The organism is Marinobacterium rhizophilum (genome assembly GCF_024397915.1).
GTDB lineage: Bacteria > Pseudomonadota > Gammaproteobacteria > Pseudomonadales > Balneatricaceae > Marinobacterium_A > Marinobacterium_A rhizophilum_A.
Genome location: NZ_CP073347.1, coordinates 4,503,120 through 4,520,436, shown reverse-complemented (window position 1 = coordinate 4,520,436; position 17,317 = coordinate 4,503,120). Strand labels below are relative to the sequence as shown.

Annotated in this window: 16 protein-coding genes and 5 tRNA genes; 7 read left to right on the top strand and 14 right to left on the bottom strand. The window is 58.7% G+C overall.

The annotated features are described in order from the left end of the window. Positions 1–73 precede the first annotated feature (73 nt). The 10 genes from KDW95_RS20420 to KDW95_RS20375 all read right to left on the bottom strand — a co-directional run bounded on the left by KDW95_RS20420 (position 74) and on the right by KDW95_RS20375 (position 4,883). A complete protein-coding gene (locus tag KDW95_RS20420) occupies positions 74–718 on the bottom strand; it encodes a UTRA domain-containing protein (RefSeq protein ID WP_255853601.1) in 645 nt (214 codons plus the stop codon). Between the two features lie 192 nt (positions 719–910). Further along, positions 911–1,936, bottom strand: coding sequence for a YbaY family lipoprotein (locus KDW95_RS20415; protein ID WP_255853600.1), 1,026 nt, complete (start codon positions 1,934–1,936; stop codon positions 911–913). A gap of 266 nt (positions 1,937–2,202) precedes the next feature. After that, positions 2,203–2,278, bottom strand: a tRNA-Lys gene (locus KDW95_RS20410). 14 nt (positions 2,279–2,292) lie between these two features. Further along, positions 2,293–2,368: transfer RNA gene (locus KDW95_RS20405), tRNA-Lys, on the bottom strand. Positions 2,369–2,390: 22 nt separating this feature from the next. Continuing rightward, a tRNA-Lys gene (locus tag KDW95_RS20400) sits at positions 2,391–2,466 on the bottom strand. Positions 2,467–2,472: 6 nt separating this feature from the next. Beyond that, positions 2,473–2,548: transfer RNA gene (locus KDW95_RS20395), tRNA-Asn, on the bottom strand. 21 nt (positions 2,549–2,569) lie between these two features. Beyond that, positions 2,570–2,657 (bottom strand) — tRNA-Ser (locus tag KDW95_RS20390). Positions 2,658–2,813: 156 nt separating this feature from the next. Continuing rightward, positions 2,814–3,281 carry a bacterioferritin gene (bfr, locus tag KDW95_RS20385; RefSeq protein ID WP_255853599.1) on the bottom strand — a complete coding sequence of 156 codons (468 nt, stop codon included), beginning with the start codon at positions 3,279–3,281 and terminating at the stop codon, positions 2,814–2,816. 13 nt (positions 3,282–3,294) lie between these two features. Further along, positions 3,295–3,759, bottom strand: a complete 465-nt coding sequence (bfr, locus tag KDW95_RS20380; protein ID WP_255853598.1) for a bacterioferritin — start codon at positions 3,757–3,759, stop codon at positions 3,295–3,297. A 62-nt stretch (positions 3,760–3,821) separates the two neighbouring features. Next, a complete protein-coding gene (locus tag KDW95_RS20375; protein WP_255853597.1) occupies positions 3,822–4,883 on the bottom strand; it encodes an AraC family transcriptional regulator in 1,062 nt (353 codons plus the stop codon). A gap of 342 nt (positions 4,884–5,225) precedes the next feature. On the opposite strand from KDW95_RS20375, the gene KDW95_RS20370 reads away from it, so the two are divergent. From KDW95_RS20370 to KDW95_RS23540, 6 genes are all read left to right on the top strand, one after another. Beyond that, positions 5,226–6,947: a DUF1302 domain-containing protein gene (locus tag KDW95_RS20370; protein ID WP_255853596.1), complete on the top strand. Its 1,722-nt coding sequence runs from the start codon at positions 5,226–5,228 to the stop codon at positions 6,945–6,947. Between the two features lie 26 nt (positions 6,948–6,973). After that, positions 6,974–8,329, top strand: a complete 1,356-nt coding sequence (locus KDW95_RS20365) for a DUF1329 domain-containing protein (RefSeq protein ID WP_255853595.1) — start codon at positions 6,974–6,976, stop codon at positions 8,327–8,329. A gap of 438 nt (positions 8,330–8,767) precedes the next feature. After that, positions 8,768–9,583: a hypothetical protein gene (locus tag KDW95_RS20360; RefSeq protein WP_255853594.1), complete on the top strand. Its 816-nt coding sequence runs from the start codon at positions 8,768–8,770 to the stop codon at positions 9,581–9,583. 108 nt (positions 9,584–9,691) lie between these two features. Continuing rightward, positions 9,692–10,204, top strand: coding sequence for an S-ribosylhomocysteine lyase (gene luxS, locus KDW95_RS20355; protein WP_255853593.1), 513 nt, complete (start codon positions 9,692–9,694; stop codon positions 10,202–10,204). A gap of 93 nt (positions 10,205–10,297) precedes the next feature. Then, entirely contained in the window at positions 10,298–11,137 is an 840-nt protein-coding gene (locus tag KDW95_RS20350; RefSeq protein WP_255853592.1) for a CvfB family protein, read from the top strand. Between the two features lie 190 nt (positions 11,138–11,327). After that, positions 11,328–11,978 (top strand): response regulator transcription factor, encoded by a 651-nt coding sequence (locus KDW95_RS23540; protein ID WP_304941568.1) that lies wholly within the window; start codon positions 11,328–11,330, stop codon positions 11,976–11,978. A 13-nt stretch (positions 11,979–11,991) separates the two neighbouring features. Here the strand turns inward: KDW95_RS23540 and KDW95_RS20340 are convergent, their stop codons facing one another. After that, positions 11,992–12,717 carry a GntR family transcriptional regulator gene (locus KDW95_RS20340; RefSeq protein ID WP_255853591.1) on the bottom strand — a complete coding sequence of 242 codons (726 nt, stop codon included), beginning with the start codon at positions 12,715–12,717 and terminating at the stop codon, positions 11,992–11,994. 66 nt (positions 12,718–12,783) lie between these two features. Then, positions 12,784–13,716, bottom strand: a complete 933-nt coding sequence (gene metA / locus KDW95_RS20335) for a homoserine O-acetyltransferase MetA (RefSeq protein WP_255853590.1) — start codon at positions 13,714–13,716, stop codon at positions 12,784–12,786. A gap of 213 nt (positions 13,717–13,929) precedes the next feature. On the opposite strand from metA, the gene KDW95_RS20330 reads away from it, so the two are divergent. Next, positions 13,930–14,112, top strand: a complete 183-nt coding sequence (locus KDW95_RS20330; protein WP_255853589.1) for a hypothetical protein — start codon at positions 13,930–13,932, stop codon at positions 14,110–14,112. Positions 14,113–14,288: 176 nt separating this feature from the next. Here KDW95_RS20330 and KDW95_RS20325 read toward each other — a convergent pair whose 3' ends face one another. Together KDW95_RS20325 and sauS are read right to left on the bottom strand one after the other, a co-directional pair. Beyond that, entirely contained in the window at positions 14,289–15,851 is a 1,563-nt protein-coding gene (locus KDW95_RS20325; RefSeq protein ID WP_255853588.1) for an AMP-binding protein, read from the bottom strand. Further along, complete coding sequence (gene sauS / locus KDW95_RS20320) at positions 15,848–17,254, bottom strand: acylating sulfoacetaldehyde dehydrogenase (protein ID WP_255853587.1); 1,407 nt, start codon at positions 17,252–17,254, stop codon at positions 15,848–15,850. The genes KDW95_RS20325 and sauS overlap by 4 nt, the downstream gene beginning before the upstream one ends. Positions 17,255–17,317: the final 63 nt, after the last annotated feature.

The window sequence follows — 17,317 nt, the reverse complement described above, 5'->3', positions numbered from 1 at the left end:
AAAGCCACCTTCCTCAAATAGCCGACCAGGCAACAGGACGCACAGGTCGATACAGCATCGCGTGGCTGATGGCTCAATTGCCAACCTGAACAGCCACCTTTAACGCATCGTGCAGCCAGTATTCGAAGTCCAGCTCCAGAAAGTCGTCGTTATCATCATAACTAAGGCGCTGCATAAAAAGCCCGGCACTGCCCTGGTTCACATGCAGCGCATCAGCCTCCAGGCCAGTCAAGGCCTGTGGATAAATTTCGATCTGGCGCTTATGGGGAGACAGCGCATATTTCGACTGCAGCAATTGCCAGATGGAGTGGTCCGTATCCTGGCTCAGTAAACCCGGACAACGATCAGGATTGATATAGTTGTGTTCAACCAGGACACAGCGATTATCAATACTGCGGCGTCGAACGATATGATAAATGGGCGCACCCTGCACCAAACCGCTCAGCTGAGCCAGCCACAGCGGCGTTTCTGTCAGTTGCTTGCCAAGGGTTTCGGTCGATGGCGTATAGCCTTGCTGGTGCACCAGATTGTAAAAGCCGATATCCTGGCTGGGATCGTATTGCAGACGTTCTGGCGTCACGTACCAGCCTCGACGATTGGAGCGAAAGATCTTGCCTTCCGCCTCCAGCTGCCCCAAAGCCTGGCGCACTGTTACCCGAGTGGTTGCGAAAAGACCAGCCAGCTCGCGCTCCGATGGCAACCGCTCCTGGCTGCCCATCGCCTTATCCTCAATCTGCTGCCAGAGCTTGTCCCGCAACTGAATATATACCGGTCTAACACCAGACTGCATCGTCTACCACCAGGGCCATGAAACATACGCAGGCATCCTAACGCCTTCGCCCTCCCCGGGAAACAGCTGATCGCTGTCCAGGCTCCTATAGGTGCCGGGGCATCGACCACGGTGCCCGTGCTAGCGCGTTGTGGACAGATAGCGTCCGCAGCCCTGGTAATCGCTGCCATCGAGCTGCACCCGCACCCGTGCCTCGAAGACTTCGCCACTCATGCTGTCCTGGCAGGTTTTGGGCTCGATGGCCAGCCGCACTTCATGTGCCCTGGTCTTCACCGCGTAGCGCACGATACCGCCCTCGAAGCGCGGCATGGGTGCCGGCACATGGACGCTGCGCTCGCCGTAGTCGGTCACCAGGCGGATATCCTTGCCGTCGTCCACTTCCAGCAACCAGCCAGGCTCATTGCCCAGCGCCCGGAAATCAACACCGCGGTAGGCCGCGTCCGCCCAGGGCGCCCTGGATGCATTGGCCTGGCAGTCCTCGAAACGCCGCCCATCGATCTCCAGCAGCGCCTGTTCACCCTGGCTCCAGAACAACTGCCCGTCACCCTCGTAACGCACGCCAGAGGCACTGGGGACCTGTTCGAGCACGCTTTGCGCCCCCAGCGCCAGTAATGTCAGCTTGCCAGGCTCGGTATGCACCACGGCTTCAACGGCACCACACTCGTAGACATAGGTGCGCGCCGCTTCAACCACAGCAGACGCCTGTGCAGCTTCAGCCTCGGCAGCCGATACAGACTGCAGCACCAGTGTCAGCCCCTGCTTCGGCTGGTTAGCCGCCAGAATGCCGTGAAAGCCCGTCGTCACCCAGAGCAGACGGCCGTCCGCGGACTGGATCTCCGCCCGCAGCGCATAGCGATGCCGGGGCTTGAGCACAGCCGGATCATAGTTCAGCGCAAAGGGGACCGGCACAGCCGTGGCGGCTTCGATGCGCTGCTCGGCCAACTGCACGGCCGGTGCATCCGCCCGGCTCACATCTTCCAGCCAGACACGCACATGGCTGCCCGGCGGCAGCGCCATGCGCTCCCTGTAGGTCACCTCACCGCGGATTTGCGGCGCATCAGCGGAACGCACCCACTGATCACAGCCCAGCAACAGCCAGGACAGCATCACCAGCCCCAGGCCACGCAGCATCTTTTCCCCTCGCAAGGCCATATCCCTCACCCCGTTTGCAGCTGATTTGACGATGTCTGACACGCAGCGCCACCCACAGGTTCCGGCGCCCGGCAAACAGACGAAAAGATACGCCAAGACGACGGAAGACAACAGACCGGCGAACGGGTACTGCGTTCCAGTGCATGGCAGCGAGTACAAAAAGCAGTGATGGAGTAAGGGACCAGAACGCAAGAAAGACTCAATCAAGAGCCGGCGGGATGCACAATGCTTTCAGGAAACCTTTGCCCTAAAGGGGGGAGTGGTGGGTCGTATAGGGCTCGAACCTATGACCAATTGATTAAGAGTCAACTGCTCTACCAACTGAGCTAACGACCCATAAAGGGCAAAACTGGTGGGTCGTATAGGATTCGAACCTATGACCAATTGGTTAAAAGCCAACTGCTCTACCAACTGAGCTAACGACCCAAACAGGATAACACGATAAAGCTGGTGGGTCGTATAGGATTCGAACCTATGACCAATTGGTTAAAAGCCAACTGCTCTACCAACTGAGCTAACGACCCACTGCATGGCTCCCCGAGCTGGACTCGAACCAGCGACCAATAGATTAACAGTCTACTGCTCTACCAACTGAGCTATCAGGGAACGACAGCATTACTCCTTCAATGGCGGAGGGACTGGGATTCGAACCCAGGGAGCCTCTCGACTCGCCGGTTTTCAAGACCGGTGCTTTCGGCCACTCAGCCATCCCTCCGAAGGAGTGGCGCGTATACTACCCGAATGAATTTCACTGTCAACAGTCTAAGAGGCTGTTTCTTATAAATATTTAGCGAGAGGTGAAATACAGCCTCAAAGCTGCCGGCGACTGTTCATATCATCGCCAGCAGGCAACACAGACGGGCTGCGCGGTTTACATCTGGGACTGCAGATAGTTCTGCAAGCCCAGCAAGCCGATCAGTCGCAGCTGCTGCTCGAGCCAGAGCGCATGGTCCTCTTCGGTATCCGCCAGCAACTGTTCCAGGATCTCCCGCGTCTGGTAGTCCTGCTGCTGCTCGCAGAGCGCGATGGTGTCCTTTAGCAACTGACCGACCTCGTATTCGACCTTGAGATCGTTTTCCAGCATCTCGGGGACATCCTTGCCGACGCGCAACCCGTCGCGCGTGGACATGTCCGGCGTGCCTTCAAGAAACAGGATACGCTCGATCAGGGCCGCCGCGTGGCCCTTTTCATCATCGAATTCGTGATCGATACGCTCATGCAGCTTGCCCAGGCCCCAATCGTGATACATGCGCGAATGAATAAAGTACTGATCCATCGCTGTCAGCTCACTGGCCAGCAGGCGATTCAGGCCCTCTATAATCTTGGCGTTACCTTTCATGCGTACAGGCTCCTTACAGCATGGATTGCAGGTAATTCTGAAGGCCGGTCTGGCTGATCAGCGTTTGCTGAGTCTCGATCCAGTCCAGGTGTTCTTCTTCCTGACCGAGGATAGCCTCCAGCAACTCCCGGCTGACGTAGTCGGCCTGCTGTTCGCAGCAGGCAATCGCCTGGCGCAACAGTTCCAGCTGCTCGGTCTCCAGCGCCAGGTCGCATCCCAGAATTTCTTCGACGTTCTCACCAATGCGCAACGATGCCAGCTTCTGCAGATTGGGCAGCCCCTCCAGGAAGAGCACCCGCTCGATCAGCTTGTCGGCCTGTTTCATGTCCAGGATCGACTTGCGGTACTGAACATCGTTAAGCGCGCCAAAACCCCAGTTTTTGCAGATTCGCGCATGCAGAAAATACTGGTTGATGGATGTGAGCTCCATCGTCAGTACCTGGTTGAGGTACGTAATAACCTTTTGTTCGCCTTTCATGGCAGTCTCCAGCGGTGCCGTTCGATACAGGCCGGTAGCCTATCAGGCCATCCTTGCCGTCGTCACGGTTTCTCGTACAGTGCGCGAAAGGCATCACTCCTGCGATATTCACCCGGCGTCATGCCGGTCCATTTTTTGAAAGAGCGAAAGAATGCCGAGGGCTCGTCAAAGCCCATCAGGGCCGCCACATCATTGATGGCCAGTTGCGGTGAGTTCATGTAGTTCATCGCCGCCGCCTTGCGACAGTCATCCTTGATGGCCTGGTAGGAGGTCCCTTCGTCCAGCAGGCGGCGGCGCAGGGTCGATACCGACATGTTCACCGCCCGCGCCACTTCCTCCGAGCCCGGCAATTCACGGCTGAAATCCTTGCCGATCATAGCCACCACCTGTGCCTTGAGGCTCTGGTCGTCATCCACCATGACAATCAGCTGGTAGGGTGCCGTTTTCAGAAAGCCGCGCAGGGTTTCCTCCGTCTGCACCACCGGGTAATCCAGAAATCGCTGCGGAAAAATAATCGCGTTCTCATGCTGACTAAACTTCACCTCGGATTGAAACAACGTGCGGTAGTGTTCCACGCCCTCGGGTTCATCAAACATGAAATAGGCAGCCTTGAGCTCCAGCCGGTTGCCAATCAGCCAGCTGATAAAGTGGTGCCACATCGACAGCGAGGTGCGTACCTTCTCGGCCGGCTGCTCCTGCAGCAGGCTGTTAAAGTGCTCCGGCTCAACATGCTCTACCGGTGACAGCGACAGCTTGGCATAGCGGCCCTTGCGTACCAGCACGGGCTTGGCCAGGGTGCCTCGACAAATATCCAGAAAGTCACCGCAGCGCCAGATCGCCCGCTCCAGCGAGCGGCAATGAATAATGCAGTGACACATCAGCCGAAAGGTACCATTGGGCACCTTGCCGGAACTGAGCATGCCAAAAAACTCGTCCTGGGCACTCCACATGAGATGCTGATACAGCGCCCCAAATTTGACGGCGGAAACCGCCTGAGCCTGCTCGAGTTCCCGGGAACCAATACCCGCCTGCTGCAGCAAGGCGTCCACATCCAGCCCCTGCGCCCTCGCCTGCGCCAGCAAGTGCAGCACATAACCGGCCGGAACCGTGATCTTGCGATCCATAAATACCCCTCTAAAATGCAACTTATCCTTATATTACCGTCGCATGGAGCGAAATCTTCACACCGGGAAGCTCGGGCCCGCGTTCATTTGTCAGTTAATCTGATGCTTAATGTCATTGTTCAGCGACACCAAATTCGTCAAAACTGAACACTCACATCAGCAACTTGAGTTCAGCTTCCCGGTTATAAGTAACCGTTTTTATGGAAAGAACCTTAACAGTACGCCTGGTGCGTACTTTTAACCGAACAACAATAAGAAGCCAAGGTGAACGAAATGGCAATAAATTATGGGGTTAGTACATCCACAGGCGAACAAGCCCCGGCCTTCAGACTGCGCCCTCTTGTGTGCGCCCTCCTGCTGGCAGGCTCAGCTGCACCGGCCACTGCCGTAGAGTTTCAGCTTGGCGAAATCGAAGGGCGCCTCGACTCCCAGGTTTCAGTCGGCGCCAGCTGGCGCCTGAACGATGCCAGGCAGAGCCTTATTTCCGAACCGAACGGCGGCACCAGCAAGGGTTCTGGCAGCTACGACGACGGCAACCAGAACTTCCAGCAGGGCGAAACCTTCTCCAAAATCGTCAAGGGCGTGCACGACCTGGAGCTGCGTTACGGCGATATGGGTGTCTTCGCCCGGGGCAAGTACTGGTTCGATGCAGAACTCGAGAATGGCAGTCGTCCCCACGGCCATGCACCCAATGGCTATGAGCCGGGCGCAGGACTGGATGATTCCAATTTCAATGACTTTGCCAAATTTTCCGGCATCGAACTGCTCGACGCCTACTGGTACGGTGAATATGACCTTGACGGCAAACCGGTGGACCTCCGTCTCGGACGCCAGGTCGTCAACTGGGGCGAAAGCAGCTTTATCCAGGGCGGTATCAATGTCATCAACCCCTTCGATGTAAACGCCTTCCGCCGCGCCGGTGCCGAAGTCAAGGAAGGGCTGCTGCCCGTCAACATGGCCTTTGGCTCCATCGGCCTGACCGACAATTTAAGCCTTGAAGGCTTCTACCAGTTTCAGTGGGAAGCCACCGCCATCGATGGCTGCGGTACCTATTTTTCCACCAACGACTTCGGCGCCGAAGGCTGTGACGGTATCCGTATCAATAGCGGCGCGCTGAACTTCCTCGATGACCAGGCCTACTTTGCAACGCCCTTTGTGGTGAAGCGCAATGCCAATGGCCACCGTGACGCCGACGATGACGGTCAGTTCGGCTTCGCCCTGCGCTACTTTGCCGAAGAGCTCAACAGCACCGAGTTTGGTCTCTATGCGGCCCAGTACCACAGCCGCCTGCCGATCAGCAGCGGTGTTAAAAAAGCTGGCCCCGGTCTGCCAATTGCGACCCTCGCCTCCGAGTACTTCATCGAATATCCCGAGGACATCCGCCTGCTGGGCCTGAGCTTCAATACCAGCCTGGGCGACCTGGCCTGGTCCGGTGAAATCAGCCACAAGCGAGACCTGCCGATCCAGATCAACGGCCCCTTGCTGGTTGCCGGTATTCTCACCAACGGTGGCACCGGCAACACCGGCATCGACCAGCACACAGGCGCCTCGGTGCCCTTTGGTTCGGAAATCGATGGCTACAAGTCGTTCGATGTGACCCAGTTGCAAACAACCTTCGTAAAACTCTACGACCGCGTGCTCGGTGCCAGCCGTCTTACCCTGGTGGGCGAACTGGCCTGGACGCACATTCACAACTTTGACGAAAGTGCCGATGCGCTTAAATACGGCCGTAACGGTGCCTTCGGCTATACCCCGGGTGACAACGACGGCTTTGTGACGTCCGACTCCTTTGGTTATGTCGCCAGGGCCTCGCTGGAGTACCCCAACGCCTTCGCCGGCATCAGCCTGACGCCCGAAGTCAGCCTCAAGCACGGCATCAAGGGCTATGGACCCCAGCCGGGAGCGGCGTTCAGTGAAGATCAGAAAGCGCTCAGCCTGAGCCTCACCGGTGACTACCTGAACCAGTACTCGGTCCAGCTCGCCTACACCAACTTCTTTGGCGGCGACTTCAACGAACTAGAAGACCGGGATTTTGTATCACTCAGCGCCTCAATCGCGTTCTGAATCCTGACTGCAAGCGGAGCTACGACATGACCATCAAAATTCTTCCCCTGCTCACGGCCACTGCCCTGAGCAGCCTCCTGAGCGGCGCAGTGCAGGCTGGCGCTTCGGAACAGCAGCTGGCACGGCTTGGCGCCGAGCTGACCCCGGTGGGCGCCGAGAAGGCCGGCAATTCGGCAGGCACCATCCCGGCCTGGGACGGCGGACTTCCGGCCTCCAGTGGCGATCGCTACAGCGACCCCTTTGCCGACGAGAAGCCCCTGTTTACCATTGATGCAGGCAATGCCGCCAACTATGCTGAGCAGCTCACACCCGGGCAGCTGGCGATGTTCCAGCGCTATCCCGACAGTTTCAGGATGAACGTCTACCCCAGCCACCGCACTGCGGCCTACCCCGACTCCGTCTATGCCGCCATGCGCCAGAATGCCGCCTCGGCGGAATTGACCGACAATGGCTATGGCGTGCGCGATCTGCAGGAAGGCAGCGCCTTTCCGCTGCCGGAAAACGGCCTCCAAGTGATCTGGAACCATATCACCCGCTACCGTGGTGGTGCCCTTGAACGCACCTTCGTGCAGGTACCGGTACAGAGCAACGGTAACTTCACGCCGGTAAAGATCAACGAGAAAATGACCTGGCCCACCTATCTCGATGGTGGCGCCGATAGCACCAAGGACAACAACATCCTGTTCTACTTCGTTCAGGAAGTGCAGGCGCCGGCCCGCCTGACCGGCAACATACTGCTGGTACACGAAACCGTCGATCAGGTCAGCCAGCCGCGCCAGGCCTGGACCTACAATGCGGGCCAGCGACGGGTACGCCGTGCACCGGAAGTGGCCTACGATGCGCCGGGCACCGCCACCGACGGCCAGCGCACTACCGACAACCTGGACCTCTTTAACGGTGCGCCGGACCGCTACGACTGGACGCTGATCGGCAAGCAGGAACTCTACATCCCCTACAACAGCTTCAAGCTGGCCGACCGCGCCCTCGAGTACGAACAGATCCTGCAGCCGGGCCACATGAATCCCGACCTGACCCGCTATGAACTGCACCGCGTCTGGAAGGTCGAGGCGACCCTTAAGACCGGCGAGCGCCATATCTATGCCAAGCGGGTGTTCTATATCGATGAAGACAGCTGGCAGGCCAGCGTGGTGGATCATTACGACGGTCGCGGCGAGCTCTGGCGCGTGGCTGAAGCCCACCAGTTCCAGTACCGCGATGTGCAGGTACCCTGGCTGGTGGCCGAAGCCCTCTATGACCTGCAGTCCGGCCGTTACCTGGTGGGCAGCCTGACCAACGAAGAAGGTATCGGCTTCGACTTCAGCCAGCGCTTTAGCCACAGCGACTTTACTCCCCAGGCAGTACGCCGCATGGGCAAGCGCTAGGAAAACTCAAACAGCTTCACTTTTCAGGCCAGACCATTACAATGGCCCCCTGCCGCGCCATCCTGCGGAATACCGGGCATCCCGGCGCCACAAGCGCCGCGATGCCTTTTTATTGTCCGCTTCCCTTCACGACCGCGCCCTGCTCGACCTGGGCACCAAGGGGCAGCAGACATCCCACTTCACGCCCGGGCATTGCCGGCAGGCCAAAAAAAAGCGGCCACTGGGGCCGCTAAAACTTGGAAACTCTGCTGGAGAACTTCTCGCTTGCATGGTGTAAGACCAGGCCCTGTTACGTTCAGTTCCCCTGAATCGATAAAAAATTAAACAATTGTTCGGATTATTTATCGACAACAGGCCATTCACCGCCCAGGCAAGGCTTCCCTGCCACCACAGGCAGGGTACAATTCGCAGCTGAAAATCACCTCGCCAGGAAAACTCATGTCCTCGATGCTCGAATATTTCGCCGCCACCGATTCGGACGAGTCGCATCGGGCCATCCGCAATTCCCTGCCCGGCCGGGAAGTGCATCGCAGCTACGATGAATGGGGTCCGGTCGCGGTACTGGAAGACGGCCCGCGGCGCTATCTGTCGTTTGGCGACGGTGGCGAGCAAAGCTGCATCGACATGACAGACCCGGCCCTGCCGGTATTTGAATATGTACAGGCCATGCTGCTGGCACTGCTCTATATACCCAACCCCGCCCATGTCTCCCTCTTTGGCCTGGGTGGCGGCAATCTCAGCAACTGCCTGCAGGCCTACGACGCGACCATGCAGCTGAGCGTGGTCGAATTGCGCCAGCAGGTGGTGGATATCGCCCGCAACTGGCTGTCACTCACGGAAACCGACCGTTTCGAGCTGCATATTGACGACGCCGAAGCCTTTGCCGCCCGCGGCGGCATCAGCACCGATATCATCTTCAGTGACCTTTACCTGGATGACGGCATGCAGCTGATTCAGCTGGAACAGGACTTTCAATCCGACTGCTATAACCTGCTGAACGACCAGGGCATGCTGGTGCTTAACCTGTGGGACCAGGGCCAGGCCCGCAACCGTGCAGCCCTGGCACGCATGAAGGACCTGTTCGACGGCCAGTGCCTGCTCTGCCCGGTCAACGGAGGCAACCTTATCGTGCTCGCCTTCAAGGGTGGCCTGCCGCAGGCGAATCCGCGCAGGCTGCAGCAACAGGCCAAGCAGCTGGGCAAGGCACTGGGCATTCCACTGCAGCGCCTGCTCAACCAGCTCAAGCCCATCTGAGGTCCCAGCGCCCCTGTTCCAGCGCCCCTGCCACGGTAGTATTGCCAGCGCGGGGCTGGGATAATGTAGCCATCAGGGACCCCATCGACAAGATTCAGAGGACACAGCATGCCACTGCTCGACAGCTTTACCGTAGATCACACCCGCATGGCAGCGCCGGCCGTACGTGTAGCCAAATCCATGACCACACCGGGCGGCGATACCATTACCGTATTCGACCTGCGCTTTTGCGTACCCAATGAAGAAATTCTCAGCGAAAAGGGCATCCACACCCTGGAGCATTTGTTCGCGGGCTTCATGCGCGACCACCTCAACGGCCAGGGCGTGGAGATCATCGATATCTCCCCCATGGGCTGCCGCACCGGTTTCTACATGAGCCTTATTGGCCAGCCTGATGAAGCCCGTGTCGGCGCCGCCTGGCTCGCCGCCATGGATGACGTGCTGGCGGTACAGGATCAGAACAAGATCCCCGAACTGAACGTGTACCAGTGCGGCACCTATGCCATGCACTCGCTGGATGAAGCCAAGCAGATCGCTGAAAACATTCGCCGCCGTGGCGTGGGTGTGAACAGCAACCAGCAGCTCAAGCTGGATGAAGACTTTCTGGCCAAGCATTCCTGAGCCAGACCCTCGCTGGCGCAACAGGCCACCCGCTGCTGCCTGTTGCGACAGTACCGCAGCGCCCTCGCCCCATTTTAAAGAAAGGACAGTCCCATGGTCGCAACCGGCCGTTACAACCGCCTCAGCGTCATCAAGCACAAAGAGTTCGGCGTATACCTTGATGGCGAAAACCTCGGCGAGATCCTGCTGCCGGCGCGCTATGTTCCCGACAACTGCCAAATCGGCGATGAGCTGGACGTGTTCGTCTACCTGGATTCGGAAGACTACCTGATCGCCACGACCGACAAGCCACTGGCCCAGGTGGGAGACTTTGTACTGCTGCGCTGCGCCGATGTCACGCCGGTCGGTGCCTTCCTCGACTGGGGCCTGCCCAAGCAGCTGCTGGTACCTTTTTCGGAACAGCCCGTGCGGATGCAGAAGGACAAGAGCTACCTGGTCCACATCTACCTGGACAACATCACCAACCGCATCGTCGCCACCACCAAGCTTGACCGTTTTCTTGACAAGATCCCGGCCACCTTCAAGGACGGCGACGCGGTGGAGCTGACCATCGCCAACCGCACGGACCTGGGTATCAAGGCCGTGATCAACGATACGCACTGGGGCCTGATTCACCAGTCCGACCTGTTTCGCCGACTGCACTTCGGACAAAAGCTGCAGGGCTATATCAAGCATGCCCGTCCCGATGGCAAGCTCGATCTCTGTCTCGACAAGCCCGGATATGGCAAGATCAGCGGTTTGGCAGGGCAGGTACTGGAGCGCCTCAAGGCCGAGGGCGGCTACATGGCAGTCAATGACAAGACCGACCCGCAGGTCATCACCCGCCTGTTCGGCAGCAGCAAGAAAGCCTTCAAGATGGCCATCGGCACGCTCTACAAGCAGCGCCTGATCGACATCAGCCCCGATGGCATTCGCCTGACCGAAAGCGACTGACAGTCGCTCCAGGCCACGAGGGCAGGGTCGACAGGCACGCAGCCGCAGCCGAGCCAGAAGGGACACCCCGTTGACAAAGTTTCATCGCTAGATTATTAATACAACTCATATATATGAGTTGTATTAATAAGGTAACCCTTAGCGCGCTGCAGTAACTTGCCCTGCTCCTGCACTCGTGGAGATATCAGCCATGCACGACGCCCGTGACGTGATCATCACCCACCGTTTTCCGCTGACCCGCCTCGCCCTGGGTGAAATCGTCAGGTCCATCGCGCCGACCTCCCGGGTGCAGGAGACCGACTGCGCATCGGCACTGCTTCGCGCTCTGGCAGCAGCCCCCCGCGAAGCCCTGATACTGGTGGATCTTGGCTGCCTGGGGCAGGATCACCTGGGCCAGCTTGCGGCACTGAAAAAGCGCCACCCCGATGCCTGCCTTGTCACTCTGTCCAGGCGCCGTTGCGCACCGCAGACGGCAATTTTGGTAGCCGCGGGTGTGAGCGGGAACATTGGTTCTGTTGATACCCTTGCGGACACCCACGCGACGTTGCGCCAGGTACTGGCCGGGCGGCCGGGGTTTATTGGCCATTTAAACGCTCAGACAGCTGCGGAAAAATGGCCACAGGCTGGCTTGGCAGAGCTTTCCAGGCAGGAGTTGCGGGTTTTACAGGCCATCGCCCGCGGACAGATGAACAAGGAGATTGCGGCAGAGTTGCTGATCAGCGAAAAGACCACCAAGGTGCACGTCTCCGCCATACTGCGAAAGCTGGGTGTCAGCACTCGCACTCAAGCAGCACTCACCTATTGCAGCGGTCTTCGCCTGCAGGGGCACAGTACCCACTAACCTGCGCCGGACCCTACCTGATTTCGGTTTTATAGCTGAATTTGTCAGCGCGCCCGACTGTTTTACGGTACTCGATCATCTTGTTGTTGCGGGTATAGGCATGACGGATAAGCACCACCACCGGTGAGTTTTCCGCAATCCCCAGCATGCTGGCGGTCGCAGGGTCCGCAATTTCCGCCGTCAGCGTTTCCTCGGCACGCACAACGGGCACGCCGTACTTCTCCACCACCAGGGCATACATCAGGTCGGGGATATGCACACTGTCCTGCTCCAGCCCTGGCACGACATCCGGACACCACCAGCAATGCTCCACCAGGATAGGCTCTTCCTGGATATAACCAAAGCGGCGGATATAGAGCAGCTCGGAATCCGCAGGTTTCCCCAGCGTCTGGCAAATGGCTGCGGGCCCCTGCTTGAGTTCGCGTGACTGCACCGTTTTGCGAATTCGCGCGCCCTTCCCCGTTTCATCTCCGTAGGAAAAGAAGCGAAACAGGCTGTTGTTAAAGTCGATGCGGGACACATAGGTGCCCTTGCCCTGATGTCGAAACAGGCGTTTCTCGTTCACCAGGTTCTCGATCGCCTTTTTGACCGTTCCCTGACTGACGTTCAGCTGCTCGGCCAGCTGCGGCTCGGACGGAATCAGATCGCCGGGAACCAGGTGACCTTCCTCGATGGTGTTCAGGATATGGTGCTCTACTCGCTTGTAGAGCGGTATATGCTTGTCGCCGTATTGTTCCATGGAATCGGTATCACTGTCGGTGGCTAAGTTGAAGAACGCGTACAATGTCCATGCAAGGCTCTGTGGCTAGTCGTCGATCCTGGTCGCCATGACGCTCAGGTCGAATGGCGTGATCTGGTAAACGTAATAGTTCAGCCAGTTGGCGATCACCAGGTTGCCATGACTGCGCCACCGGTTCTGCGGCGCCTGCTCCGCATCATCACCGGGAAAATAGTTCTCGGGGAGCGCCGGGTTCAGGCCCGCCAGCACATCGCGTTGATATTCCTGCGCCAGCGTCATGGCGTCGTATTCCGGATGGCCGGTCAGGTACACCTGGCGCCGGTCGGGGCTCGCCATCAGGTAACTGCCGGCACTGTCGGAGCTGGCCAGAATGCGCAGATCGGTATGTTCGTGGATAAAGTCCACCGGGAAGTCGGCGTTACGCGAGTGCGGCGCCCAGAAGCTGTCATCAAAGCCACGCACCAATGGATCGCTGGCCAGTTGCGTCTGGTGTTCGTAAACCCCGGAGAGCTTCTGTTCGCGAGTGCGTTTTGGCAGGTCATACAGCACTTTGAGGCCCGCCTGCGCGGCCCAGCACAGAAACAGTGTCGAGCTGACATGCTGGCGCGACCACTGGATGATTTCCTCCACCTGGTCCCAGTAGAGCACATCTTCAAAGGACACCAGCCCCAGGGGAGCGCCGGTAATGATCAGGCCATCGTAGTTGTTGTCGCGTACTTCGTCGAAATTGCGATAGAAGCTGTCAAGATGCTCCGCAGGCGTGTGCCGGCTCTCGCGGTTATCCACCCGCAGAAACTCGATACCCACCTGCAACGGCGTATTGGACAACAGCCGTACCAGCTGATTTTCGGTCTCAATCTTCTTGGGCATCAAGTTGAGAATCAGCACCTTGAGCGGACGCACATCCTGATGCATCGCGCGGCTTTCGCTCATTACGAAGATGTTCTCGCTTCGTAACAGGTCGGCGGCTGGCAACTGGTCAGGAATCTTGATGGGCATTTCTAGCTGTCTCCTTGAGTCTCGGCAAAGGGTACCACCAAGACAGAATAACCAGATAGCCAAAACAAGACAACAAGCTCATATACATGACATGTTTGACACAGCGTAACCGCAGTATTATGATGCGCTGCACAAATGACAAAGCTCCTGAGAATAACGACAACAATCAGTGGATGTTTAGCTGCCCCCAACTGTTGCCCAAAGGAGATACCGATGCAGAATTCACAGTCTACGTCCGTCGATAAGCTGCGGTGCAGCCGAGCCTACCAGCTTGCGCAGAGCCTCTTCACGCTGACATATCTGCCCCTGCGCCTGATAACACGCATGACCCCTGCTCTATTCGGCAAGCGCACCAGCGACGAGACCCTTGGCAACGATTCTGCCAGCGCAACCTGAAACACCGACACGGACACGCTTCCAGGTCGCACCATGACACCTGGAAGCCCCCTTCGAAAACGCCAAAGACGAAGATAAATACCGCAATACCGCAATGCAGCATATATCGCCAGTCCTCCCTTCCCAGGGCGGACTTCCCTGTCCCGCCTGCTGAGATGGCACTGCGCTGCAGTACGCTAAATGACTTGTCCAGATTTTAACTGGTCCACCAGTTTGAGCCGCTGCACCTTGCCGGACGGCCCCTTGGGCAGCTCCTTCAGGAAGTAGATATTCTTCGGCGTCTTGACCCGCCCCAGCTTGCCCAGGCAAAAAGCAATCAGCTCCTGCTCCGTGACGCCCGACTGCGGATCAACCTTGACGCAGGCGACCACCTCCTGGCCGTAGTGTTCGTCATCGATACCGATTGCACCGGCCTCGATCACTGCAGGGTGGGCGTAAAGAGCATCGTCAATTTCCCGCGGCGCTATGTTTTCGCCTCCCTTGATGATCAGCTCCTTCAGGCGGCCGGTAATAAAGACAAAGCCGTCGGCATCCTGGCGGGCAAGGTCTCCGGTATGCAGCCAGCCGTCGGCTTCCAGCGCCTCGGCGGTTGCCTGCGGGTTCTTGTAGTAGCCAGCCATAACGCAGTCACCACGAATCATCAGCTCTCCCTCTTCATCCTGCCCCAGCGTATTGCCCTGCCTGTCGACAATGCGAACCTCGGTCCCGAAGGCCAGCCCGGACGAGCCGTACTTGTTGCGCTTGGGCGGCATGGGGTTGGCCAGAACCTGTGCCGCTGTTTCCGTCAGCCCCATGGTCTCGACAATCGCCACACCGAATTTTTCCTCAAACCCTGCGTGCAGTGCAGGCGGAAGGGCCGCCGAGGCCGAACGGCCAAAACGAACTCCGGCCAGGGCCTGGCGCAGCTCGGCGTCCCCGGCCGGATGCTCATGGTGCATCAGGTAGGAAATGATCGTGGGCACAACACTGAACCAGCTGCAACGCTGATCAATCACCCAACTCCAGAACATGGACACGCTAAAGGCATGGGGCATCACCACGCTGCCCGCGGTCACCAGCGGTGCCATCACCGTGACGCACTGGGCATTGATATGACACAGCGGCAGCACGCAGAGCGCCCGGTCCTGCCCGGACAGCTCATGGGCTCGGGCCGTGTTCATGCCGCCGGCCAGCAGGTTGCGGTGGGACAGCATCACCCCTTTCGGCCGCCCGGTGGTGCCGGAGGTATACATCAGCAAACCGCTGTCACTGCCATCAAGCTGCGGATCGGGCGCTGTTGTTGCTGGCTGCATCTGCCAGTCCGGCCCCTGGTCGACATCGGCGTCGATCAGCAGCACGGCGCGGTTCATCTTTTCAATGGCACAGGCGACCTGCTCACGATAGGCGGCCGAAACAAACACCACCCGGGTGTCCGAGTGTTCCAGCACGTATTCGATCTGCTCCTGTCCGGCGGCGGGATTCAGTGGTGAAGTAATGCATCCGTTGCAGAGCGTCGCCAGAAACAGTTCGGCAGCGGCCTGGCCATTGCCCAGCATGAACGAAACCGTATCGCCCTTGGTCAGCCCCAGGGCCGCAAAGTAACGGCCGTAGTGCTGAGTTTTGTCCCACAGGGCACCATAGGTCAGGCTGCGCCCGGTTTCCGGAAACAGCAGGAACGCGCGCTCCGGCCACTGCTGTGCATGCCGATGAACAAGGGTGCGAATGTCGCCGGCCGGGGGGGTGTAGTCCAGTACTGTCACAGCTGGTACCTCTTCTTGTAGTCACCGAAGATGTCATCGACACTGACCTCGCGCGGTGCAATCGTGCGCACCACCCGGGTGATGTTCATGTAGTGCTTGTAATGAACGTTTTCGTCCGTGATATTGCCGCCCCAGGAACCACAACCCATGGACAGCGAAAACGGCAGGCCATTGTCGAAGCTTCCACCCGTGGCAAAGCAGTGCGGCTGATTGACAATAATGCGGCACACCGGTATCTCCTGGCCAAGCTCCTCGGGCCGGTGAGGGTCCCGGGTGTGAATCCCCAGCGAGTGACCACGCCCCTGGAAGTCCAGAATACGGGTCGCGATGCGCTTGGCATCGGCATAATCCCGCGCCCGGTAAACGGTGAGCACCAGCGACATTTTCTCGCCTGAGAAAGGAGCCTGCGGACCCACATCGGTTTCCTCCACCAGCAACATGGCTCTCTGGGCCAGCCCTTCGCGCTCCAGCCCGGCAACCCGGCAGAGATTGGCTACCGGCTTGGCCAGTACCTCGCGATTCAGATGTCCGTCGTGCCACATCGCCGCCTGCAGGCGCTGTTTTTCATCCGCATTGAGCAGCGCCGCGCCGGCACGGTCGAACTCGCGCAACATGGCGTCATACACGGCATCCACCACTATGACGCTGTTCTCGGATGAGCAGCTGGTAGCGTTGTCGAAAGTCTTGGACTGGCGAATACGCTCGGCCGCCAGTGCCAGGTCCGCCGTTTCATCCACGATGACGGTCACGTTCCCGGCGCCGACACCGAACGCCGGTGTCCCACTGGTATAGGCGGCGCGCACATTGTTCTGCGACCCTGTCGCAACCACCAGATCCACCTGCTGGAGCATCTCCTGGCTCAATGCCTTGCTCACCGGTGCCGGCAGCTGCTGTACCAGGTCCCGCGGTGCACCCACCCGGTCAAGTTCGGCATGAATCAGTTCCAGCAAGCGGGTACAGGAAGGCTGGCCTTTTGGCGAGGGCGCCAGAATGATGGCATTGCGGCACTTCAGTGCGTTCAGGGTATTGTTCATCGGTGTCGCAACAGGGTTCGTCGATGGCACGATAACGCCAACGACACCCACCGGCCGGCCAATTTCAACCAGACCCCTGGCCCGGTCTTCGCCGATAACCCCGACCGTCCTGACACTTTGCAGATCGCGCAGCAAACCCAGCGTCTTGCGATGGTTCTTGGTCACCTTGTCCTGCACATTGCCAAGGCCGGTTTCTTCCACCGCCAGCGCGGAGAGCCTGGCATTGTTCTGCGGCTTGATCAGGGCCCAGGCAGCGGCGATCACGACCTCATCGACCTGCGGCTGGCTATAGGTCTCGAACTGACGCTGTGCTTCACGCGCACGCCGTACCAGCTCAGCGACCTGAGACTGCTCTTTTGATGCTGTCATAGCTAAACTCCAATCGGGCATACAAGGGGAGGCATGACACATATGACTCATATATATGTTTCA

Coding starts and splice junctions, on each gene's coding strand:
- KDW95_RS20420 (WP_255853601.1), bottom strand. CDS start 718: ATGGGCAGCCAGGAGCGGTTGCCATCGGAGCGCGAGCTGGCTGGTCTT.
- bfr (WP_255853599.1), bottom strand. CDS start 3,281: ATGAAAGGTAACGCCAAGATTATAGAGGGCCTGAATCGCCTGCTGGCC.
- bfr (WP_255853598.1), bottom strand. CDS start 3,759: ATGAAAGGCGAACAAAAGGTTATTACGTACCTCAACCAGGTACTGACG.
- KDW95_RS20375 (WP_255853597.1), bottom strand. CDS start 4,883: ATGGATCGCAAGATCACGGTTCCGGCCGGTTATGTGCTGCACTTGCTG.
- KDW95_RS20365 (WP_255853595.1), top strand. CDS start 6,974: ATGACCATCAAAATTCTTCCCCTGCTCACGGCCACTGCCCTGAGCAGC.
- KDW95_RS20360 (WP_255853594.1), top strand. CDS start 8,768: ATGTCCTCGATGCTCGAATATTTCGCCGCCACCGATTCGGACGAGTCG.
- luxS (WP_255853593.1), top strand. CDS start 9,692: ATGCCACTGCTCGACAGCTTTACCGTAGATCACACCCGCATGGCAGCG.
- KDW95_RS20350 (WP_255853592.1), top strand. CDS start 10,298: ATGGTCGCAACCGGCCGTTACAACCGCCTCAGCGTCATCAAGCACAAA.
- KDW95_RS23540 (WP_304941568.1), top strand. CDS start 11,328: ATGCACGACGCCCGTGACGTGATCATCACCCACCGTTTTCCGCTGACC.
- KDW95_RS20340 (WP_255853591.1), bottom strand. CDS start 12,717: ATGGAACAATACGGCGACAAGCATATACCGCTCTACAAGCGAGTAGAG.
- metA (WP_255853590.1), bottom strand. CDS start 13,716: ATGCCCATCAAGATTCCTGACCAGTTGCCAGCCGCCGACCTGTTACGA.
- KDW95_RS20330 (WP_255853589.1), top strand. CDS start 13,930: ATGCAGAATTCACAGTCTACGTCCGTCGATAAGCTGCGGTGCAGCCGA.
- sauS (WP_255853587.1), bottom strand. CDS start 17,254: ATGACAGCATCAAAAGAGCAGTCTCAGGTCGCTGAGCTGGTACGGCGT.